Below are 21669 nucleotides of genomic sequence, written 5' to 3'. Positions count from 1 at the left end.
AAAAAGAAGGCAGAAACCTATGTTCGTTTGCTAGATTTCTACCTTACTTTACTTTTAATTTTATGATTTATAGTCTAATTTTACATTTGTTCTGGTGCAGAAACGCCGACTAAATGTAATGCATTTCGTAAAGTGATACGCACTGCATCAACTAATGCGATGTGGGCCCGAGTTTTTGCATCGTCTTCTGTTAACACTTTTTCTGCGTTATAAAATTTATGGAAATGCGCAGCTAAATCTTGAATATAATTTGTCACACGATGAGGGGCTCTCGCTTCTGCTGCACTTTCAATCATCGGTTCAAATTCGGCGATTTTCTTTAATAATTCAATCGCTTTTTCATTTGTGATTGTTTGATAATCTGCACCTTTTTCTACTTGATAACCTTGTGCTTTTGCTTGTCTTAAGATAGAGCAAATACGTGCATGTGCATACTGCGCATAATATACAGGGTTATCTTGTGATTGCTCTTTTGCAAGCGCCATATCAAAGTCAAAATGTGTGTCTGGGCTACGCATTGTTAAGAAATAACGTGCTGCATCTACACCCACTTCATCCATAATTTCTCGTAGTGTAATGGCATTTCCTGTACGTTTACTCATTTTGACTTCTTCGCCATCCTGCATTAAACGTACCATTTGCATAATTTGTATTTCTAAACGATTACTATCAACACCAAATGTCTCTAATGAAGCTTTCAGACGATTAATATAGCCATGATGATCTGCGCCGAACAAGTTGATTAGTTTTTGATTACCACGTTGAATTTTATCATAATGATACGCAATATCAGGTAGGAAGTACGTATAAGTACCATCCTTTTTGATTAATACACGATCTTTATCGTCTTTAAAATCAGTCGTACGTAACCAGGTTGCGCCATCTTTTTCATACGTGTAGCCTAATTCATCCATTTTAGCGAGAACCGCTTTAATTTCATTTTTCTCATAGAGCGATGTTTCGCTAAACCAATGATCAAAATGCGTATTAAAATCAGCAAGATCTTGCTTTAATTTTTCCATTTCATAGTCTACACCTAATTTTCTAAACGTTTTTAAACGTTCATCTTCTGCTAAATCAACTAAATGCGGCTGTTTTTCTGCTAAATCTGCACCTATATTTTTAATGTCTTGACCATGATAGCCATCTTGTGGCATTTCCGCATCATATCCTAATTGTTGTAAGTAGCGTGCTTCAATGGATTTGGCTAGGTTTGTGATTTGATTACCTGCATCATTGATATAATATTCACGTGTCACGTCATAGCCGGCTGCATCAAGTACATTACTCAACGTATCTCCGACTGCAGCGTTACGTGCGTGCCCAATATGTAAATCTCCAGTAGGATTGGCTGATACATATTCAACTAGAATCTTTTCATTTTTAGGTTCAGCTACACGACCAAATGCGAGATCTTGCTCTAACGCTTGATCAATCACAACATTGAGATAACTTGGGTCTAAATAAAAATTAATAAACCCTGGTCCAGCGATATCGATAGATTTTACATGTGCCGCTTCCGTATCTAAATGGTCAACAATAAGTTGTGCAATTTCTCTCGGATTGCGCTTTGCTAATTTTGTTAAAACCATAGCGATATTTGTTGAATAATCCCCGTTTTTACTATCTTTTGGGATTTCAATTTTAATATCAGGAATTGTGTCCACGATTTGCGCTTGTTGAATACTATTTTTAATTTCTTGAACTAAAGTGTCTTTAACTTGATCGATAATATTCATCTTATATCTCCTTATATTTAATTTCGTATTGATATTTTCCAATCTGTTCATTTCCTTGAAATAAGGCGTAATACACTTTAAGTTTTCCACCATTTTCGCTCACAAAATGTAATATACTCATTGTATGGACGGTTAACACCATTTTACCATGCGGAAACTCATAAAATGTGGTCGTATCTTGACCTTCAACAAAATGAAGTGTCATATTGATATCACCTTTACGAATAATCTTGATACTGTCATCCGCTAATTTTACGGTCACATTTACAGCAGCGTCATCCACTTTTTCATGATATCGAATGAAATCTGCATCTTTTTTCAACCATTGCCCAGTCGTTTGATGGGAGAAAATGTCCTTGTCTCCATCTTTTTTTACAATTTGACGCACATCAACTTTGATATTATGTTCCACAGTGTCATTCACCTTACTTTATAGAATAATACAAGCCATTATATCACACAATACAATAAAGAAAAGAGAGCAAGACATCATGTCCGGCTCCCTTTTTCTGGAAAATGTTAGTTTGCTTCATCGTTCAGCGCTTGATGCAACGTCACATCTGAGTTGCGCCACATTTCAGGATGATGCGATTTTAAAAATTCAGCGAGGACTTTACGATTGTCCGCACCAATATGGTCGACAATGACTTTGTGCTTCATCGATTTATCCATCATATTCACATGTTCAGGCATACTTTTATATCCCCGACGAATTGACTTATTAACAAGCATATAAGCTGCAGTCACGCCAGCGTAATAGGGTCCTTGCTCTCCTCTTTCTGTTGTGACCCAACATAACCAATAGGCTTTTGCGCCATCAACATCAACAATTTCCTTGTCTGTTATCCATTTCACACCACGCTCTACTTTAGCACGTGCATGCATCGCACCAATATCTATAAACGCTTCTTGTGCTTCGATATCAATAAAAACCGGTGCCACATTATCTAAACTAATGGAACCTAAATTCGTCCCTTTATGACCATCTAGCGGGTCTTTTTTAATAATATTAAAATTAAAGCCTTTTTTCTCCGCCATTGCATATCCCTCCATCAAACATGTTCTCTCAAATACAAGTGAAGGATAAAAATTGATTTGAAAGACGTCTTCCCAATCAGTAATAGTAATAAGAAGTAAGCCACGCCTCATTCAAAGCGTATGCCCAATCCCCATCCTTAACGGCAACATAATCTTTTGTGCCCCTTCATATGACGCAAAACGCATGGTTCTCTCAATCACTAATTGATTAATTCAACTCATTCAAAAGATTAATAATAGTACTTTTTATCTCGAGATCTTCAATATTAATAATAAGCTCTTTAGGATAATAGAGCTTATAGTCTTCACGTTTAATACCTGTAATACTTGAAATAATCAGCGATTGGCTACTGATTTCTCGAATACTACCATTATTTTGTAATAAATGTATCGGTTGTCTATTAGATCCAGGTCGGTCATAATCATAAGGTAAGTCTGAAAATGAATCACTGACAAAATAATAGTCAGGGTCGATACCCGCCTGTTGAAATAGATCGCGTAACTCAGTAATCGTAATAATTGAACCATCAAATGGTAAATACTTAAATAAATCACGATTAATAAAGCGACGCGACAAATCACTTAAAATCGGATCCGTTTCTTCCATCCATTCTTTCAAGTAATATGTAACATCTGTTTCATCTAATTTAATATATTCTTCAACTGTTGCTCTATTCTCAAAAAAAGGCACAAAATCTCTTGGAGAAATCTTAAAAGCATAGCCTTGCTCATATAAGTATTTCGCGCGTTTAAAACAATGATTAAGCAAAACCTCTCCACCACGACTCACAGGGTGAAAGTAGATTTGCCAATACATTTGATAGCGACTCATAATAAAGTTTTCAACGGCATGCATTCCGCTCTCTTTAATCAGTACCTCATCTTTCGAAGGGCGCATCAATCTTAAAATACGTTCCATATCAAACATACCATAAGACACACCTGTGAAATAAGCATCCCGTTGTAAGTAATCCATTCGATCTGCATCAATTTGTGATGAAATCATTGAAATGACTAACTTATTGTCATGCGTTTTATTAATCACTTCGGCGACTTCATTTGGAAACGTGTCACTGACACGTTTCAGTACCTTATTGACTTCCGTGTCTCCTACAATAATCGCCTGAGTATATGCTTCGTGGTCTGTATCAAAGATTTTTTCAAAACTATGGGAAAATGGGCCATGTCCTAAGTCGTGTAACAAGGCTGCGCACATCGCTAGTGGTCGATCTGCATCATTCCATTCTGGCCGTCCTCTAAACGATTCGTCAATCATGCGTCGAACAATCTCATAAACGCCAAGCGAATGACCAAAACGGCTATGTTCAGCAGTATGAAATGCTAAATTGAGCGTACCGAGTTGTTTAATTCGGCGTAACCTCTGGAATTCTTTTGTTTTGATTAAATCCCAAATCAATTGATCTTGTACGTGTATATAGCGATGAATCGGATCTTTGAAAACTTTTTCTTCTGGTAATTTACGTGCTGCATAAGTTGATTTCGTCAATCGAAAATCCTCCTTAATCGCAATTTTATCTCAGTCTTTTTTTCATAAGGGCGAGATGCATCGTTTCACCATACATCACATGTTCATATGTACGTAATACTTCAAAGCCTTCTTGTTCATAAAATGCGACACCTTTTTCATTTTGCGTATCGACTTCAAGGTAGACAGCATCATATTGACCATCGTAGTGTGAAAGTCCTTTTTCTAACAATAAACGTCCATAACCTTTATTTTGTGAGTGTGGACGCACATAATGCGCTGATAAATAAAGTTCGCTTCCTTGTATAAAGTTAGCGAAACCTACCACTTCTTTATCTTCAATTGCGACAATAAAGAGTTGGTCTTCTAATCTTTTACGCAAATGCTCTTCGTTATATGAAGCCGCGAGTAATTCATTCACAGTGGAAGCCGCATAAATATTCAAATACGTATTGTACCACGCTTTGGTCGCAACATCGCGGATACCAATGACATCATCAGGTGTAGCAATTCTTACTTCATACATTCAACATTTCGCTCCTTACTTGCATTATAGAATACATACTATTATACCATAAATGCACAATTAAATAGGATTGAAAATATTTATTTCGTCACGCGTAAAACTGGTTCCAACGCTTTGCTTCTTTCATTGCATAGCTATCATCACGAATATCTCCTGGGCGTTCTGCATAGCCAATTAAATAGTCTTGTAAATGCGCACCTAAATACTGCAAACTATATTCAATCTGTTGTACGCAAGGTAGCGCTTTAATTCTAGGACTATCGCCACCCACAATAATTAATCTAAAGTTGATTCTCGCCATTTTTTCTTTAAAATCAACGTAACGCGGATCTTGTAATGTTTCCGACCAATGGTCAATAAATGATTTTAATGTCGCACTCACACTGTACCAATAAACCGGTGAAGCAAATATCACTTCATCGCTTTGTAGCACTTTATCAATGACTTCTTGATAGTCGTCATTGTAATCTAGTATCGTTTCATGTTGATGTCTGACATCTCTCACTGGATTAAACTTTAATTTTGTCAAATTAATCCATTCATAGTCGTATCCGTTTAATGCTTCTTTAACCAGTGCAGCCGTATTGCCGTGATCTCGACTTCCCCCGAATAGCACCGTAATCATAAATTATCATCCCTCTTACTTTTTTGAATGTATGGATACTATTCCCATGTAAAGCGCTAAATATGCATGATTTCTTTTATCTTGCACCTGAACAAAGTTTTCAAAACCGACTATAGCGCATAAAAAAGGCTAAGACGTCATCACGTCTTAACCTTTTTAAGGATTTGAAATGACATCATTATTTCTAGGTGCGCCACACCGTAAAACAACGGCATATCCGTACATGTCTGTCGCCATTTCTCTCTTATTTATTTTGAATCAATTCAATGATTTAACCGTTTATTGACGTTTAGCGAGTTTTTCTTTCAGCTTCCGATCTTGTTCTTCTTTTCGACGCTTACGCTCCTCATTACGCTTTCTGAGACGTTCTTCTTCCTCTGGATCTCTTGGTTTTTGGAGTTGTTTCGTTACCTTTTCTATCAATTCTTCCTCAGTTTGCGCAGCGAGTGGTCGATTGTTAACAAACGCAAAAGTTTTACGTCTTCCTGGTCCACAGTATGATTGACAGCCCACTTCAATTTCCGCTTCAGGATCTAACTTTTTAAGCTTTTGCGTCAATGTTTTAATGTTAACCGCTTGGCAATCATCGCAAACCATGAATTTATTTTTCACTTTAGCGTCCCACCTCTCAATTTTTTAACTCTATCCATTTTACTCTTTTTTCAATATTTTTCAAGTTACAAATCTTTAGAGATATGAACGTCAACCCATATTTTTACGCCACTTAACAACTTATTAAGAACGTCCCTCGCCCAACATTAAAGAACCTAAAAAAGGAGTGGAACAGAAATCGGTTTAATTTCGTTATTCCACTCCAGCACAAATGACTAAAATTGAGTAAAGCTTGCTTCAAGCATATGTGCAATCCAGTCAGTTACTGCTTTTAATTTATTTAAAACTTTTTGTAGATTGAACCCTGTATCTCATTAATATCGTTCATTTAAATCAATACGGCACTATTTATTCCATTTTTGCATTCATTTTCGCGTTACGCGCTAACATTCGTTCGTAATACCCTTCATAGCGCTCCCATTCAAATGAAGTAATTGGATCCATATTCAGTGTACCACCTAAATCTTTAATCGCATAAAGCAATTTAAACATGACCTCTTGAACAGTTAAAGAATGACCTAAAAGTTCTTCCAAAGATGCCATACATTCTGGCTCAATGCTTGGATACGTAAACTTTGTCTTCTCACCGTGAAGCGCATGTTCGTAAAATGCACGCATTAATTCAGCACGTTCACTGCCTGAGCCTTCAACACAAAGATAAATTTGCACAGCTATTCCACCTCGTACACGCCGTTGTGAGATGCCAGCAAACTTTTTATTATTGATACTCAAATCAAACTTACCTGGGCAATAAGAGTGTTGAATTTCGTGTGTATCTATGTCTACATTTTCGTCTTCAAACATTTTGCTAATTAATAAGTACATCACTGTAAAAGCTTCATCGATAGAGGTTTCCGTTTTACCTTTAAACATCAGTGAAATATTTAATACACCTTGATCTAAAACAACACCTAAACCACCTGAATTACGGACAATCGCATTATAACCGCGTGTATCTGTCAAATAACGAATACCGTCTTGCAAATGAGGAAGTCGCGAATCGTGAATACCTAAAATCACTGTATGTTGATGAACCCATGTTCTTACTACATTCGGAGATAAATCTTTGCCCACACTTTCCGAAAACGTATCATCAAAAGCAAATGATTGCATAGGCGCTAAACCAGAAGAATGGTCAACATAGCGCCATGTGTGGCCATTAAAATACTTTGATGTTAAATCCATTATTGTAAACTTTGTGCAGCAGTAATAATAGATAAGTTATAAACGTCTTCAGTTGAACAGCCACGTGATAAATCGTTTACTGGTGAATTAAGTCCTTGAAGTACAGGTCCTACTGCATCGTATCCTCCTAAACGTTGAGCAATTTTGTAACCGATATTACCTGCTTCTAAGCTTGGGAATACGAACACGTTTGCATCACCTTGAATTTGTGCACCTGGTGCTTTTTTCTTCGCAACTTCTGGTACGATTGCAGCATCGAATTGGAATTCGCCATCAATGACAACGTCCGAGAGTCCTTCAGAAGCTATTTTTTCTTGAGCAAGTTGAACAGCTTCTACAACTTTTTCTGTATCATCTGATTTTGCTGAACCTTTTGTTGAAAAACTTAACATAGCTACGCGAGGATCCATTCCAAAGCTTTGTGCTGTTTTGGCACTTTCAACCGCAATTTCTGCTAAATCTGATGCACCTAATTCTGGATTAATGGCACAATCACCAAAAATAAATTGTTGATCTTCTTTAATCATAAAGAACACACCAGAAGTTTTAGACACACCTGGTTTTGTTTTAATGATTTGAAGCGCGGGACGTACTGTATCTGCAGTCGAATGTGCTGCACCGCTCACTAATCCATCTGCATAACCTGCGTAAACAAGCATTGTACCGAAGTAGTTCACATCGTTTAAGAACGATTGCGCTTGTTCTTCAGTTGCTTTACCTTTACGTCTTTCCACAAATTTCTCAACTAATTCGGCTTTTAAGTCACTGTTTTCAGGGTGAATGACTTTTAAGCCTTCAATATTTAAAGATTTGTCAGCTGCTAATGCATTAATTTTGTCTACATCCCCTAAAACGATTGGTGTGACGTAATCAGAACCTTGCAATTCTACAGCTGCTGTTAATACACGCTCATCTTCACCTTCTGGTAATACGATACGCACATTTTTACCTGAAAGTTTGTCTTTTAAAACATCTAATAAACTAGACATTGTTGTCCTCCTCTGCTTTACTTCTCAATAATTTCCATCTATTATTATACGTTATTTAAGCATAGATTTCCATGCCACTCACTGTAAATCTAGGGATAGGGGGATCTAGTCAAATCCATTTCTATCCTGCATGTATAATTTTTGCGTAAACTCTAGTGAGCGCAGTTGATGGCTGGATTGCGCCTTCGCTTTTTCAAGCTTTGCGCAACCCTAGTCATCCTTGCCGGGGCAGGACGACGAAATCAAATAGATTTCTGTCCTGCATCTTTTGTTATCCATATCTATTAGAAAGTGCAGTAGATGGCTGGATTGCGCCTTCGCTTTTTCAAGCTTTGCGCAACCCTAGTCATCCTTGCCGGGGCAGGACGACGAAATCAAATAGATTTCTGTCCTGCTCCCTTTATGATAAAATTTAATTATAATTCTATTTCTAAGGAGTGTTCTGAATGAGTCATGCAGCAGAGACTTTAGATGGTTGGTATAGTTTGCATTTATTTTATGCGATAGATTGGGCTTCTTGGCGTTTGGTTCCAGAAGCGGATCGTGAAGAAATGGTTGCTGCTTTCCATCAATTACTCGATCGTTTTGATCAAGCGAAGTCAGATCATAGTGGCGATCAAGTGATTTACAATGTAACAGGGCAAAAGGCTGATTTATTATTATGGTTTTTACGTCCAGAAATGAAGGATTTAACTGAAATTGAAAACGAGATTAATAAGTTAGCCATCGCTGACCATTTTATTCCTACATATTCATATGTTTCAGTGGTAGAGTTGAGTAATTATTTAGGTGGTGATTCAGAGGAAGATCCTTATGAAAATCCACATGTAAAAGCGAGATTATATCCTGAATTACCACATAAACAATATATTTGTTTCTATCCTATGAACAAACGTCGTAACGAAACATATAACTGGTATATGTTATCTATGGAAGAGCGTAAAAAGTTAATGTACAATCATGGTTTAATTGGTCGCAAATATGCCGGTAAAATCAAACAGTTTATTACAGGTTCTGTTGGCTTCGATGATTTCGAATGGGGCGTAACATTATTTTCTGATGATGTACTACAATTCAAAAAAATTGTTTATGAAATGCGTTTTGATGAAACAACAGCACGCTATGGTGAATTTGGTAGTTTCTTTGTCGGTCACCATTTAGATAAAGAAGGTATTAATACTTTAATGGCGATTCAATAATATAAGCTTAATAATAACGAGATGAATGTGCCGCGAGATACGCCTTATAGCCCGTCACCAATCACATTTTGTTTCGTGTACTCTTTAAAGCTGAGGCGTTGTAACGTCTTAGCTTTTTTATGATTGTCAAATACGCGACTCTCCATATCTTTAAAAATTGTTCTTTCTATTTTTAATGGCCTTTCATTCTTCAACAAAGTCGATATTTATTTCAACATCTCTTGTGCTATAATCGGTCTATATCAAAAAGGTGCTTTCCAATCAACTTCAGCTTAATGAAACACTTTGTTTTCGCTGGTTTTTATTTTCACAATATTAAGAAATTGATATCATTTAAATCTATACTATTCATTATAATTACTTTGACCCAGGATAGGAGTTAACTATGACAGATAAAAAAGCAGGTGACATTGATGACCCAAATTATACCTTCTGATCGAGAAGTCACAAACTTAGTCATTTTAGCAGGACGCATTCTACTTGAATGTGGCGCAGAAGCTACGCGTGTAGAAGATACAATGAAACGCATTGCACAAAGCTATGGCTATGATGAAGCGCAAGGTTATGCCCTCAATATTTTTATTAATTTTTCTTTGTCACCTGATCATGATACACGCATGGTTAAAATTAAGAAAAATGACACTAACTTAAGAAACGTTTATTTAGTCAATCATATTTCGAGACAAATCGCACAGCATGCGATTGACTTTGATCGTGCATATAACATATTAAAAGAAATCGAACAAAAACAACCGCGTTACGCTTTAGGACATAAAATGCTATTTGCTGGCATGATTTCGCTAGGCTTTTCATATTTACAAGGTGCTTTTTGGATCGATGTTTTTCCAGCTGTTTTAGCAGGTGCACTAGGTTATTTTGTGACAGAATGGATGAAAAACAAGCAACTGACGCTCTTCATTCCTGACTTTTTAGGTGCCATTACAATTGGACTTATCGCCATCCCGCTCAACCATTGGTTAGGCAGTCCAAATATTGGAGCCACCATCACCGCTGCAGTCATGCCTATTGTTCCCGGCGTTCTAATAACAACCGCAATTCAAGACTTATTTGGTCGCCACATGCTCATGTTTACAGCAAAATTTTTAGAAGCAATCGTTACATCTTTCGCAATTGGTGCAGGTGTAACAACCGCGTTTTTAATATTATAGGAGGTGCTCACATTGACAATTGTCTTTATCTTTATATGTAGTTTTTTAACTTCATTTTGTTTTGCTTTTGTATACGATGCACCTACTCGACTATTTTTACCCGCTGGTTTATGTGGTGGCTTCGGTTATTTAACTTTCTTTGTTGCTAATGACGTTTTTACTATGGACAGTATCTATGCCAGCCTTTATGGCAGCTTTATTTTAGGAATTATTTCTCACATGATGGCACGCACGTATAAATCTCCTGTGATTATCTTTATGGTTCCAGGTATTATTCCTTTAGTGCCAGGGAGTATCTTTTTTAAAGCCACTCAACAATTGCTCACATTAAATTTTAATGAAGCCAGCGACATCTTTGTTCGTGCAACATTAATCGCCGGTGCAATCGCAGTAGGTCTTCTTATATCTGATCAAGTAGCCAAATCTTTTATTCGTAAACCTATTCAAATCTTAAAATCACCTCAAAAATAAATCATGATTATACTTAGCCCTGAAATGAATTGAATGCTATTCGTTTACAGGGCTTTTCCAAGCGCTAATATCTTTTTATACTATCTCACCTTGTTACGGGCCTTCTGCTTGCATTAACGCCCTTTCTAAAATATTTTTCAATTCATACACACTAAAAATATAAAGCGTTTTCATCTTGTAGATTAACTTCGCTGTTTATTGCTGAAATCCTCTAGATACGCCATTAATGAATGTGCTATACTATTTTCAAATATGATACTACTTATGGGATGGTGTATTAAAAACAAAGGGGGCAACATCATGAATAACTCTAATGAGTCACGATTGTTGACGTTTTTTACAGAGAAAAAGAAGGATCCTTCGTATACGCTTGCACAGTTAATCGGGCTAGTATTAGGACCCCTTCTTTTTGCGTTAATTTTACTATTTGTAAGACCTGACGACTTATCTTTTAAAGGCATTTATGTACTCGCTATTACAGCTTGGATTGCCATTTGGTGGATTACTGAAGCAATCCCTATTCCCGCGACAAGTTTATTACCTTTAGTTTTATTACCTTTAGGTCATGTCATGGATAGTGCCACAGTTTCTGCTCAATACGGGAACGATATTATTTATCTCTTTTTAGGTGGCTTTATTCTCGCTATCGCAATGGAACGTTGGGATTTACATACACGGATTGCCTTAACGATTATTAATAGCATTGGGACAAGTACTGGGCGTATTTTACTTGGCTTTATGTTAGCAACTGGCGGTTTATCGATGTTTGTGTCGAATACAGCTGCCGTGATGATTATGATTCCTATTGGTTTAGCTATTATCAATGAAGCACATGCCTTAAAAACTGAAAATGACAATGAAGAAAGCATTTTAAAATTTGAGCGTGCGCTCGTTTTAGGTATCGGCTACGCAGGAACGATTGGTGGACTCGGAACACTTATCGGAACACCACCTCTTATTATTTTAAAAGGCCAATATGCCTCACATTTTGGACAAGAATTAAGTTTTGGGAAATGGATGATTATTGGGATTCCAACTGTCATCTTACTATTATTTCTAGCTTGGCTCTATTTTAAATTTATCGCTTTTCGTCATGATATGAAGTCATTGCCAGGAGGCCAAAAGGTAATTAAAGATAAACTTGCTGAATTAGGCAAAATTAAATATGAAGAAAAAGTTGTATTTATTGTTTTCTTAATTGCGAGCTTCTTATGGATTTCACGTGAGTTTTTACTCTCAAAATGGGGACCTACTCAACTGGTAGCAGATGGTACGATTGCGATGTTTGTGTCAATTTTACTCTTCTTAATTCCTGCAAAAAATAAGCATAAACGTATTTTAGATTGGTCTATCGCAAAAGAATTACCATGGGGCGTGCTCATTCTATTTGGAGGAGGCCTCGCGCTCGCAAAAGGAATACAAGCAAGTGGGCTTGCAAAATGGCTAGGAGAACAAATGACGTTATTGAAAGATGTAAGTCCTATCGTTATTGTTATCGTCATTACAGTGTTCATCTTATTTTTAACAGAGATTACATCGAATACGGCAACTGCGACGATGATCTTACCGATTCTCGCTACGTTATCCGTTGCTATTGATGTACATCCATTATTATTAATGGTACCTGCTGCAATGGCTGCGAACTGCGCCTATATGTTACCAGTAGGTACACCACCAAATGCCATTGTTTTTGGTACCGGCAAAATAGAAATTAAAGAAATGGCCGTCAAAGGCTTTATCATGAACTTACTCAGCATTGTCATGATTATTGTCGTTGTCTATTTCTTATTACCTATTGTATTAGGTATAGATATTACACAAAGTTTGCCTATTAAAAAATAAGACGGCTGTTTAATAGCTCATATTACTTATATTAAAATTAAAAATGCCCTACAAAGTGTGCACTATATCTGTGCGCCTTTGTAGGGCAATATTATATGTTTTATGAGCGTGTGTTTCACAAAAATCATTAAGTGAAACACACCTCATTGATACACAACCTATCAAATTTTATAAGATAGTAGTTGTGATTAATTTTATTCGTGTGAAATATAATGTGATTTCCCTTTTAGGAAAAAGCTTAAAAATAGTGCTAAACCACTTAATGCAGTCGCGATCCAAAACGCACTATTCACACCATCAACAGATGCTAATTGATTCATAAATCGAATAATCGCAGCCATTGCATGGTCTTGGCCACCCATTTGTTGCGCCATTTCTTGCAATTCGTCTTTGATTGCTGGGTTCGTACGGTCTAGGTCTTGTTGGAAAGTTGCAAGATGTTGGTCAGTTTGTTGCGTCATCACTGTAACCAAAATCGCAGTACCAATTGAACCTGCAAGTTGTCTCATTGTATTAACAAGTGCATTACCATGAGAAATGAGACGAGATGGAAGAGAGTTAATACCCGCAGTCATAATTGGCATCATTACAAAACTCATACCAAATGAACGAATAATGTAAATCATTAAAATACTACGATATGGTGTATCCATAGTCAGCTGTGTAAGCTCCCATGTCCCGTAGGTAGTAATCGCCAAACCAAGAATGGCAATAGGTTTAACCCCTATCGTATCTAATAACTTACCAGCGATCGGTCCCATAACCCCCATGATTAGCGCACCTGGTAATAAAAGTAACCCAGAATCTAGTGGTGAAAAACCACGTAAACTTTGGAGGTAAAGTGGTAATAAAATCATACCGCCAAATAGACTCATGGTAAGTATCATATTGATAATTGCTGTTAATGTGAAGCCAGAATATTTAAGGACTTCAAAACTTAGCATTGGTACTTTCATTGTCATCTCACGAACGACAAAGGCAATTGTAAACACTGTACCGATAATGAACATAATCACAATTTTAGGTGATGTCCAACCATCGTTACCCGCTTCACTAAAGCCATATAATAGCGCACCAAAACCGATTGTACTAAATATGATACCCGGAATATCTGCTCTTGGGTTTGTCGTTCTTTGATAAATACCAAACCAAAGAAAACCAACTAAAAGCGAAATAATACCAATCACAAACATACCTATAAACATAGAGTGCCAATCATAGTTTTCAACAACATAACCTGATAATGTAGGTCCAATTGCTGGTGCTAAGATCATTGCAATCCCTAATGTTCCCATAGCCATACCACGTTTTTCAGGCGGGAAGATGGTCATAAATACATTTGTACCAAGTGGCATTAAGACACCTGCACCCATCGCTTGAAGCACACGTCCAACCATCATAATTGGGAAGCCCCATGCAATACCACAGACGAATGAACCAATTGTAAATAAAAGCATCGCAATTAAGAATAATCGTCGATAAGAATATTTATTGAATAAAAAGGCACTGATTGGAATTAAAATCCCGTTCACCAACATAAAACCGGTCATTAACCATTGTCCTGTTGACGCAGAAATATTAAAGTCCGTATTAAGTTGTGGCAATGCTGTATTCAATAACGTTTGGTTTAAAATCGCTATAAACATACCAAATATCATTGCGACTAATACTTTGCTACGAGTGGTACCTTTTTTGAACACAAAGTCTTGCGTTGCATCTGCAACTTTTTCATTCACAGGTTGACGTGGAACACGCGTCTCATGAGAAGCTTGCGCATTTGAATGATCATCGTCTAGTGTGAAAGTATGCTGACTTTGATGGGGTTCATTTGATGTTGTCATCGACTGTGTTGACGATTTGCGATGTTGTTGTTGTGGTTTACGCTTTTTACCACGGACTAAAATCCAGTTAAGTATAATAGTCACAATAAGGGCAAGAATTGTATAAATCATCACAAACATTTGATGACCCCCTTTTAATTTTTGTGAATACTTACTTCAGCGTTCATACCTGGAACAACACCACTTGATGGTTGATTGTCTAATTTAATTTTAACTGGAACAACTTGCGTTACTTTTGTGTAATTACCGTCACTATTTGATGAAGGCATCAATGAAAAGCTTGATGCAGTTGCATGACCAATTCGGTCAACTTTACCTTTAATTTTAGAATGTTCGCCATCGATAGAAACATCGACATCTCGGCCTTCTTCTACATCTTTAATGTCTGTTTCATCAACATTTGCAGTGATGTATAAGTCGTCCATGTCATAAGCATAAGCGATAGGTTGACCTGCTTGAGCAATACCTTCGTTTTGCCCATCGAGTTTAGCGATTGTTGCAGTTTGTGGCATTTTAATTGATACAGATTGTGGAGAACCATTTTCTCCTTTTCCTTGTACTTTAGCCACTGTATCGCCTTTATCTAGTTTTTGTCCTTCATGCACGTCCAAACCATCGATTTTACCTGATACTGGACTTGCAATTTTAATTTGATCGCCATCGACTTTTGCATTATCTGTTTTGATATAACTTACAGATTGATTGTAAAAATAAAAGCCGACAACACCAATAATAATTAAAAGAACGATTGTTACAATGTTAATCGTTATTATTTTCTTCATTGTCTTTACTCCCTTTCTCCAATAAAGTAACTCTTGTATTATAAAATGATTTTTTCATAAAAAATAGAGACAATCTTTTTAAATGTGTCGGATTTGAAAATATATTATAATAACAATTGGTGATACTATGACAAAATCAAAATCAAAAGCAAGACGTCAAATTATTAAAGCAATGATTCGCTTATTGAAAACCGACCCTCTTGAGTCTATTACAATTAAACAAATTTGTGCAGAGAGCGGTGTCCATCGTTCTACTTTTTATGCGCAGTTCGAAGATAAATATCAATTATTCGAGAGACTGACGACATATCACATGACAAAATACGAGCGCCTTATTCATTACTCCGTCGAAGTTATTGAGAACCATTCACTTATTGAGGTTAAAACAACCATTTTAAAAATATTCAGATTGGTATTCCGCTATTTAAAACGTCATCGTACTTTTTTTACCGCGATTATTGTTACACAGCCACAACCCGAATTGATACGTAGTTATATACAATATACTTATGGCGCGTATAACAAAATGCTGAAGCATCTGCCCGAATTACAAGAAACACAATACTTCATCAACTATACACTGGGAGGACAATTTGCGATTGTTTACAGTTGGCTCTCTAATGGTTGTCAAGAATCAGCTGATACAATGGCTAATATCTTGTATTCAAACGTAATTAAAATGAATAGATAATTTAAGGCATTCATTAAGATGAAATTGGAGTAACCACAATCAAGCTTTCCAACCCTATTCATCCTTGCTTGAACGGGACGACGAAATCATGCCGATTTCTGTCGATCTCGATATATTTACGTGCATTATGGACGGGCGCAGTCAAATAGGCCTGACGCATCACTAATAGTCGCTACGCTATTAATGTGAGCCAGGCCCTTTATTGGAGAACTTTTTGAAAATGAAAAACACAAAATGATATGCTTATACTGTTCATATATTTTGCTTAACACTAATGTAACATGTTTTTAAACTTTTTGGGATAGAAATATTGAAATTTCATTAATTTTTTATGAAATTTTTAAACTTTTTATTTATGTTGTGTGTTTGAAATGTCGCGAATCGTTTTTCAACCATAATAATCAGATTTTAAAAGTTCATAGTAATTTATGTCTTCATATTGGTGATTGCTAAACTCATCCTCGTATTTTACCCCTATCCACCGAAAACCAACCTTCTCCGCTACTCGATTGCTCCCTTTATTGTTAACATTGGCACGTAATTCCAATTTATTGAGTGCCAAATCTTCAAATGCAATATCGCACAATAGTTTTACTGCATTTGTCGTAATCCCTCGCTTTGTATATGCTTCTGCAAGCCAATAGCCTACCTCTGCTTTTCGTGTTTCTTTATCAAATGCATGTAAATCTATCATTCCGATGAATTGCTCCTCATCAAAAATCAAATAAAGCAACGCTTCACCTTTTGCAACTTGTGTTAACACCCCTTCTAAAAAATTTCTTTCAGCTTCTACTGTTGTTATATCGTCCACCCATTTTAAATAGCGACTTAAATGTGCGCTGTTTTGTTGTATGGCTTCCAATATTTCTTCTGCATATGCGATATGAGGATAAACGAGCGCGACGTCTCCCTCGATAGGTAATCTAAAATGATGCATCAATTCACCTCTTATTTTTCTGAAAATTATAACATTAGACAAAAATCTTTACAATCTCTTTTAATATATAGTCATAAATAAATAGAGCAATGCAAACTTCTAAATCAATTTTTAAAAGTTATACATTGCTCTACTATTAATATTTATTCATTTAACATTTTATCAACATCACGTTTTTTTGTATCTAAAATTAATTGTGTTAACTCATCTTTATCCATACGTTTTAATTTTGGTAAACGAATTAAGAAGAAAATCAGTCCAAGTATTGTCCACCCACCAAGCGCAATATGAGATGGTAAAGACAATGAAGCTGGTGATATAGGAAGTAACAATAACATTAAGAAAATAAACGCAATCACCGAACCGACAATAGCAAATATTTTATAAACCGGACCGTAAGTTCGACTGTTTTTATCAAAACTAAACAATTTAGCAGCGGATAGACAAGTAACAAAATAAGCGATAGAAACACCAGTAGATGACATATCTACAATCCAAGTTAACGCTGTACGTCCTAACCAAGGTGCAATTAACGTAATCGCTACTAAGAAAATAATCGCCACATAAGGTGTTTTGTATCGATGATGTAATTTACTAAATACTGAAGGCATAATGCCTGAACGGCCCATCGAGAAGAGCAAGCGACTCGCGCTCAATAAGAAACCATTCAATCCAGTAAAAATCCCCATAACAATTGCAATCGTCAATACACCTAAGCCAATCGTACCGAAAGCTTCACGCGTTACAGATCCTGTTAACCAAAGATCACTGCTTCCCCCTGCTAACCAACCTGTGTATAATATCATCATAATGTAAGTCACACTTGCAGCAAGTAAGCTATAAACAATCAATTTGAATGTTTTATTTGGAGAAAAATTAAATTCCTCTGCGGTTTGTGGAATATTATCAAAACCAACAAAAGCCCATGGTGCAACTGCTACTATCATAATAATCGCTTTAAACCATCCATATTCAGGTCCATTGTATGGTTTTAAATTATCAAAAGAAAAATTAGAACCAAAGAAAGAACCTACGAATAATAATGCCACGACAATAACCATTGCGACGCAAAAGTAGTATTGAAGTGATCCTGAGACACTCGTCCCTTTAATCGCAATCAACATAAAAATAATCAATAATAATGAAGCAATGATTATTTCAGTAATATAGACGTCCCATCCCGCGATGGTATATAATTTTCCAAATTCAATAACATCTGGCAGTAAAAACTTAATTAATAAACTAAATGCCGTCGCATTCAACGCAACTACACATATGTAACCGAATGTTAAAAACCATGCCGAGAAAAAGCTCACATAGCGTCCAAATCCTAAAAAGCTGAACGCAAAGCCACCACCTGATACTGGGAATCGCTCTACTAATGCACCGTAACTGACCGCAATAATAATCATTAATAACGCACCGATAAAAATACCGATAGATGCTGCAATCGGTCCTGAAGCTTTAATCCAATCCCCTGGAAGAATGAATGAGCCCCATCCTATACACGACCCATAAGCAATCGCCCACACAAACTTTTCAGATAAGTTTTGCTGGAGGTCTCCACGATCAGGTTTTCCGTTCTTTGTATCCATTATCATTTCACCTCTGAGTGTTATTATACCCCTGTTATAAATTTTTATAACAATTATTTTTGGCATATTAAAAATAAATCATACCTTAAAATTAAAAAAAGTGCGATAAAAAAAGGCGCTCTATTTATTGTCAAACTTTTACAAAAATATGCATCATTATTTCGTATCATGGCACAAATCCTTTTGCGACAAACAAATTTAATGCCCATCTTTATATCTCGCAATAAAAAAACGTTACCTTAAATGTATAATAATTACACTCTAGGTAACGCTTTTATAAAATTGATTAAGTTATTCTTTTAATAAATATTAAAATGACTAAATAGCTCTGTACTTAAATATACATTGCCATCAAATGAATTGCTCTACTTGATACTTTTAAACATACCCACTTACAGTTTAAAAGCGGCAATAGCTAACATCAGCCAACTTATTACAAAGAGAACACCACCGATTGGAGTAATCGCACCGAGGATACTCACTTGCGTTAAGGATAAAATATAAAGAGATCCACTGAAGCATACAATACCGATGAACATTAACCAACCGGCCCAACCCACATTAAGATGTAAAGCACCGCCAATAATGCCTATCAATATTAAACCTAAACCATGATACATTTGATACATTGTTGCTTTTTCCCATACTGACATGTAGTGCTCTGATAACTTGCCATCCAATGCATGTGCACCAAATGCACCTGTACCTACTGCCATTAACGCGTTTAATGCGCCTAATATGATAAATACTTTCATTTTATTTCCTCCTCATTAAAAATCAAAAATAGATGCGCCGTTCCCCACTTCATCATCTGTTACCATGCGTTGATTTGAATCTAATTGTTGTGGAGACGAGGACACCTTACCGCCCATCATTTTGATTTCTTCGTCAGTCACCTCAGATGAACGTGACGTATGACGATTTTTGTTTGTTTCTGATAACTTATGCTTTGAAAGCTTTGGTGTTTCCTCATCAACATATAAAGATGTCAATGTGTGTATCGCATAAATGTGTTTATGAAATGCTTCATCTGTTGTTGCTGTATCCGCTTGCACTAATTCCTGTTCCAACAATTGAATCAGTTTTTCTTTATTCATCGAATTTCTCCTTACCTTCACACCAATGGATTGGCTTTAATCCTTGTGATTCTAGATATTGATTTGCTCTTGAATAGGGTTTTGAACCAAAGAAGCCTCGATGTGCAGACAATGGACTTGGATGGGGCGACTTGATAACATGATGTTTTGTAGTATCGATTAAACGTTCTTTTTGTTGCGCCGGTTTACCCCAAAGGATAAAAACAACACCTTTCTTACCTTCAGATACTGCTTTAATAATTTCATCTGTAAAGACTTCCCAACCAATATCACGATGTGAGTGTGCCTGTCCTTGTCGAACTGTTAAGACTGTGTTCAATAAGAGAACGCCCTCTCTTGCCCAATCTTGTAAATGAGGGGAAGTTCGTTGACACCCGATATCATCTGCAAGCTCTTGATACATATTACGCAGTGATGGTGGAAACTTTGCGTTAGGCTGTACAGAAAAAGCTAACCCATGGGCTTGATTTGGACCATGATAAGGATCTTGTCCTAATATCACAACTTTAACATTTTCAAAAGGCGTTAAATCAAAGGCTTGATAAATGTTTTTTCTATCTGGATATACAATTTGCGTAGAATATTCTTTTTCTAAAAAATCGTGCATAGCCTGAAAGTCATGTTTTGTTGTAATTTCATGAAATATTGTTGACCAATCCATCTTTTTCACCTCGTTGACATTTTACCATAATTCGTCATGAATCGTGTTCTTTCATTATTAGATTCAAACATTCCATATGCATACGATAGGTGACCATGATAAGATAGTATGTAACTAAATAACTATGGAGACGTATTGATATGCGGATTTTGTCGGTCCAATATCAATAAGTTAGATTTAAAGGAGTGCGTATATTATGGCTTTAAAAAAAGTATTAACAATTGCAGGTTCAGATACGAGTGCTGGTGCAGGCATGCAAGCAGATTTAAAAACTTTCCAAGAACTAGACACATATGGCATGGTCGCATTAGCTGCAATCGTAACAATGGATAAAGAAACATGGTCTCATGATGTCACACCGATTCCATTTGACGTTTTTAATAAACAACTAGAAACTGTGATTAGTATTGGACCTGACGCAATCAAAACAGGTATGCTCGGCACAGAAGAAATTATTCAGCGCGCAGGCGAAGCTTTTACTGAATCAGGTGCCAAATATTTTGTCGTCGACCCTGTGATGGTATGTAAAGGGGAAAATGAGGTCCTTAACCCGGGAAATACTGAAGCAATGATTCAATATTTATTGCCTAAAGCAACAGTAACAACACCTAACCTTTTTGAAGCGGGTCAATTGTCAGGTTTAGGCACATTGAAATCGATTGAAGATATGAAAAAAGCAGCACAAATCATTTACGATCAAGGTGCGCAACATGTCGTAATCAAAGGCGGTAAAGCATTAGATCAAGATAAATCTTATGACCTTTACTATGATGGTCAAACTTTCTATCAATTAACAACGGATATGTTCCAACAAAGTTATAACCATGGTGCAGGCTGTACTTTTGCAGCGGCGACAACTGCGAACTTAGCGAACGGTCAAACACCAAAAGAAGCAGTCGTTAATGCAAAAGCATTCGTCGCTTCTGCGATTAAAAACGGTTGGAAAATGAATGAATTTGTTGGCCCAGTCGATCACGGTGCTGCCAATCGTATCGAACAAATTGAAGTTGAAGTAACAGAAGTGTAACAGTAAGAGACACATCCATTTCATACAGCAGGACGGAAATCAAATTCATTTCGTCGCCCTGCACTGGCAAAGATGACTCGGACCATATAAACTCACAAGCCCGCCCTCATCTTTGCCTTTATTCGTTTAAAACTTTTTCATAGATTAAGAGAGCAAT

The 21669-nt window shown here is 36.5% G+C and carries 22 protein-coding genes; 6 read left to right on the top strand and 16 right to left on the bottom strand.

Annotated features, from left to right (window positions below; genetic code table 11):
• Positions 1 to 80: 80 nt before the first annotated feature.
• The 9 genes from argS to pta form a co-directional block, all read right to left on the bottom strand.
• Complete coding sequence (argS, locus tag CD118_RS08780) at positions 81 to 1739, bottom strand: arginine--tRNA ligase (protein WP_060830336.1); 1659 nt, start codon at positions 1737 to 1739, stop codon at positions 81 to 83.
• A 1-nt stretch (position 1740) separates the two neighbouring features.
• Entirely contained in the window at positions 1741 to 2151 is a 411-nt protein-coding gene (locus tag CD118_RS08775; protein WP_050331717.1) for a YwiB family protein, read from the bottom strand.
• Positions 2152 to 2258: 107 nt separating this feature from the next.
• Complete coding sequence (locus tag CD118_RS08770) at positions 2259 to 2777, bottom strand: YwhD family protein (RefSeq protein WP_050331718.1); 519 nt, start codon at positions 2775 to 2777, stop codon at positions 2259 to 2261.
• A gap of 208 nt (positions 2778 to 2985) precedes the next feature.
• Positions 2986 to 4284 (bottom strand): HD domain-containing protein, encoded by a 1299-nt coding sequence (locus CD118_RS08765; RefSeq protein ID WP_050346044.1) that lies wholly within the window; start codon positions 4282 to 4284, stop codon positions 2986 to 2988.
• 25 nt (positions 4285 to 4309) lie between these two features.
• Positions 4310 to 4789: a GNAT family N-acetyltransferase gene (locus tag CD118_RS08760; protein WP_050331720.1), complete on the bottom strand. Its 480-nt coding sequence runs from the start codon at positions 4787 to 4789 to the stop codon at positions 4310 to 4312.
• 88 nt (positions 4790 to 4877) lie between these two features.
• The gene (locus CD118_RS08755) at positions 4878 to 5414 is read right to left on the bottom strand and encodes a flavodoxin family protein (RefSeq protein WP_060830337.1); all 537 of its coding nucleotides are present in this window, start codon (positions 5412 to 5414) and stop codon (positions 4878 to 4880) included.
• A gap of 279 nt (positions 5415 to 5693) precedes the next feature.
• Complete coding sequence (locus CD118_RS08750) at positions 5694 to 6026, bottom strand: YuzB family protein (protein WP_050331722.1); 333 nt, start codon at positions 6024 to 6026, stop codon at positions 5694 to 5696.
• Between the two features lie 348 nt (positions 6027 to 6374).
• Positions 6375 to 7211, bottom strand: coding sequence for a lipoate--protein ligase family protein (locus CD118_RS08745; RefSeq protein WP_060830338.1), 837 nt, complete (start codon positions 7209 to 7211; stop codon positions 6375 to 6377).
• Positions 7211 to 8200 carry a phosphate acetyltransferase gene (gene pta, locus CD118_RS08740; RefSeq protein WP_050346048.1) on the bottom strand — a complete coding sequence of 330 codons (990 nt, stop codon included), beginning with the start codon at positions 8198 to 8200 and terminating at the stop codon, positions 7211 to 7213. Before pta ends, CD118_RS08745 begins: the two co-directional genes overlap by 1 nt.
• 446 nt (positions 8201 to 8646) lie before the next feature.
• Here pta and hemQ point away from each other — a divergent pair, with 446 nt between their 5' ends.
• The 4 genes from hemQ to CD118_RS08720 all read left to right on the top strand — a co-directional run bounded on the left by hemQ (position 8647) and on the right by CD118_RS08720 (position 12881).
• Complete coding sequence (gene hemQ / locus CD118_RS08735) at positions 8647 to 9399, top strand: hydrogen peroxide-dependent heme synthase (protein ID WP_050331725.1); 753 nt, start codon at positions 8647 to 8649, stop codon at positions 9397 to 9399.
• A gap of 413 nt (positions 9400 to 9812) precedes the next feature.
• Positions 9813 to 10568 (top strand): threonine/serine exporter family protein, encoded by a 756-nt coding sequence (locus CD118_RS08730; protein WP_060830339.1) that lies wholly within the window; start codon positions 9813 to 9815, stop codon positions 10566 to 10568.
• 12 nt (positions 10569 to 10580) lie between these two features.
• Positions 10581 to 11039 carry a threonine/serine exporter family protein gene (locus CD118_RS08725; RefSeq protein ID WP_050331728.1) on the top strand — a complete coding sequence of 153 codons (459 nt, stop codon included), beginning with the start codon at positions 10581 to 10583 and terminating at the stop codon, positions 11037 to 11039.
• A 300-nt stretch (positions 11040 to 11339) separates the two neighbouring features.
• Positions 11340 to 12881: an SLC13 family permease gene (locus tag CD118_RS08720; RefSeq protein WP_103356577.1), complete on the top strand. Its 1542-nt coding sequence runs from the start codon at positions 11340 to 11342 to the stop codon at positions 12879 to 12881.
• A gap of 194 nt (positions 12882 to 13075) precedes the next feature.
• Here CD118_RS08720 and CD118_RS08715 read toward each other — a convergent pair whose 3' ends face one another.
• Both CD118_RS08715 and CD118_RS08710 read right to left on the bottom strand, forming a co-directional pair.
• The gene (locus CD118_RS08715) at positions 13076 to 14842 is read right to left on the bottom strand and encodes a DHA2 family efflux MFS transporter permease subunit (RefSeq protein ID WP_060830341.1); all 1767 of its coding nucleotides are present in this window, start codon (positions 14840 to 14842) and stop codon (positions 13076 to 13078) included.
• A 14-nt stretch (positions 14843 to 14856) separates the two neighbouring features.
• Positions 14857 to 15504, bottom strand: coding sequence for an HlyD family secretion protein (locus CD118_RS08710; RefSeq protein ID WP_060830342.1), 648 nt, complete (start codon positions 15502 to 15504; stop codon positions 14857 to 14859).
• Positions 15505 to 15631: 127 nt separating this feature from the next.
• Between CD118_RS08710 and CD118_RS08705 the strand changes: the two genes are divergently transcribed.
• The gene (locus CD118_RS08705) at positions 15632 to 16195 is read left to right on the top strand and encodes a TetR/AcrR family transcriptional regulator (RefSeq protein ID WP_060830343.1); all 564 of its coding nucleotides are present in this window, start codon (positions 15632 to 15634) and stop codon (positions 16193 to 16195) included.
• Positions 16196 to 16583: 388 nt separating this feature from the next.
• Here CD118_RS08705 and CD118_RS08700 read toward each other — a convergent pair whose 3' ends face one another.
• The 5 genes from CD118_RS08700 to CD118_RS08680 all read right to left on the bottom strand — a co-directional run bounded on the left by CD118_RS08700 (position 16584) and on the right by CD118_RS08680 (position 20494).
• Positions 16584 to 17132 carry a GNAT family N-acetyltransferase gene (locus tag CD118_RS08700; protein WP_060830344.1) on the bottom strand — a complete coding sequence of 183 codons (549 nt, stop codon included), beginning with the start codon at positions 17130 to 17132 and terminating at the stop codon, positions 16584 to 16586.
• A gap of 143 nt (positions 17133 to 17275) precedes the next feature.
• Positions 17276 to 18727, bottom strand: a complete 1452-nt coding sequence (locus CD118_RS08695; protein ID WP_060830345.1) for an APC family permease — start codon at positions 18725 to 18727, stop codon at positions 17276 to 17278.
• Positions 18728 to 19119: 392 nt separating this feature from the next.
• A complete protein-coding gene (locus CD118_RS08690) occupies positions 19120 to 19482 on the bottom strand; it encodes a DUF423 domain-containing protein (RefSeq protein ID WP_050331735.1) in 363 nt (120 codons plus the stop codon).
• 15 nt (positions 19483 to 19497) lie between these two features.
• Complete coding sequence (locus CD118_RS08685) at positions 19498 to 19824, bottom strand: DUF5327 family protein (protein ID WP_060830346.1); 327 nt, start codon at positions 19822 to 19824, stop codon at positions 19498 to 19500.
• Positions 19817 to 20494 (bottom strand): uracil-DNA glycosylase, encoded by a 678-nt coding sequence (locus CD118_RS08680; protein ID WP_342587136.1) that lies wholly within the window; start codon positions 20492 to 20494, stop codon positions 19817 to 19819. Before CD118_RS08680 ends, CD118_RS08685 begins: the two co-directional genes overlap by 8 nt.
• 187 nt (positions 20495 to 20681) lie before the next feature.
• On the opposite strand from CD118_RS08680, the gene thiD reads away from it, so the two are divergent.
• Positions 20682 to 21512: a bifunctional hydroxymethylpyrimidine kinase/phosphomethylpyrimidine kinase gene (thiD, locus tag CD118_RS08675; RefSeq protein WP_103356576.1), complete on the top strand. Its 831-nt coding sequence runs from the start codon at positions 20682 to 20684 to the stop codon at positions 21510 to 21512.
• Positions 21513 to 21669 lie beyond the last annotated feature (157 nt).

This window comes from Staphylococcus coagulans (assembly GCF_002901995.1).
GTDB lineage: Bacteria > Bacillota > Bacilli > Staphylococcales > Staphylococcaceae > Staphylococcus > Staphylococcus coagulans.
The sequence above is the reverse complement of the archived record's forward strand: the minus strand, read 5'-3'. Positions and strand labels throughout refer to the sequence as shown.

Coding starts and splice junctions, on each gene's coding strand:
- CD118_RS08745 (WP_060830338.1), bottom strand. CDS start 7,211: ATGGATTTAACATCAAAGTATTTTAATGGCCACACATGGCGCTATGTT.
- CD118_RS08770 (WP_050331718.1), bottom strand. CDS start 2,777: ATGGCGGAGAAAAAAGGCTTTAATTTTAATATTATTAAAAAAGACCCG.
- CD118_RS08705 (WP_060830343.1), top strand. CDS start 15,632: ATGACAAAATCAAAATCAAAAGCAAGACGTCAAATTATTAAAGCAATG.
- CD118_RS08760 (WP_050331720.1), bottom strand. CDS start 4,789: ATGTATGAAGTAAGAATTGCTACACCTGATGATGTCATTGGTATCCGC.
- CD118_RS08755 (WP_060830337.1), bottom strand. CDS start 5,414: ATGATTACGGTGCTATTCGGGGGAAGTCGAGATCACGGCAATACGGCT.
- CD118_RS08685 (WP_060830346.1), bottom strand. CDS start 19,824: ATGAATAAAGAAAAACTGATTCAATTGTTGGAACAGGAATTAGTGCAA.
- CD118_RS08700 (WP_060830344.1), bottom strand. CDS start 17,132: ATGCATCATTTTAGATTACCTATCGAGGGAGACGTCGCGCTCGTTTAT.
- pta (WP_050346048.1), bottom strand. CDS start 8,200: ATGTCTAGTTTATTAGATGTTTTAAAAGACAAACTTTCAGGTAAAAAT.
- CD118_RS08710 (WP_060830342.1), bottom strand. CDS start 15,504: ATGAAGAAAATAATAACGATTAACATTGTAACAATCGTTCTTTTAATT.
- thiD (WP_103356576.1), top strand. CDS start 20,682: ATGGCTTTAAAAAAAGTATTAACAATTGCAGGTTCAGATACGAGTGCT.
- CD118_RS08690 (WP_050331735.1), bottom strand. CDS start 19,482: ATGAAAGTATTTATCATATTAGGCGCATTAAACGCGTTAATGGCAGTA.
- CD118_RS08715 (WP_060830341.1), bottom strand. CDS start 14,842: ATGTTTGTGATGATTTATACAATTCTTGCCCTTATTGTGACTATTATA.
- CD118_RS08695 (WP_060830345.1), bottom strand. CDS start 18,727: ATGGATACAAAGAACGGAAAACCTGATCGTGGAGACCTCCAGCAAAAC.
- hemQ (WP_050331725.1), top strand. CDS start 8,647: ATGAGTCATGCAGCAGAGACTTTAGATGGTTGGTATAGTTTGCATTTA.
- CD118_RS08720 (WP_103356577.1), top strand. CDS start 11,340: ATGAATAACTCTAATGAGTCACGATTGTTGACGTTTTTTACAGAGAAA.
- CD118_RS08730 (WP_060830339.1), top strand. CDS start 9,813: ATGACCCAAATTATACCTTCTGATCGAGAAGTCACAAACTTAGTCATT.
- argS (WP_060830336.1), bottom strand. CDS start 1,739: ATGAATATTATCGATCAAGTTAAAGACACTTTAGTTCAAGAAATTAAA.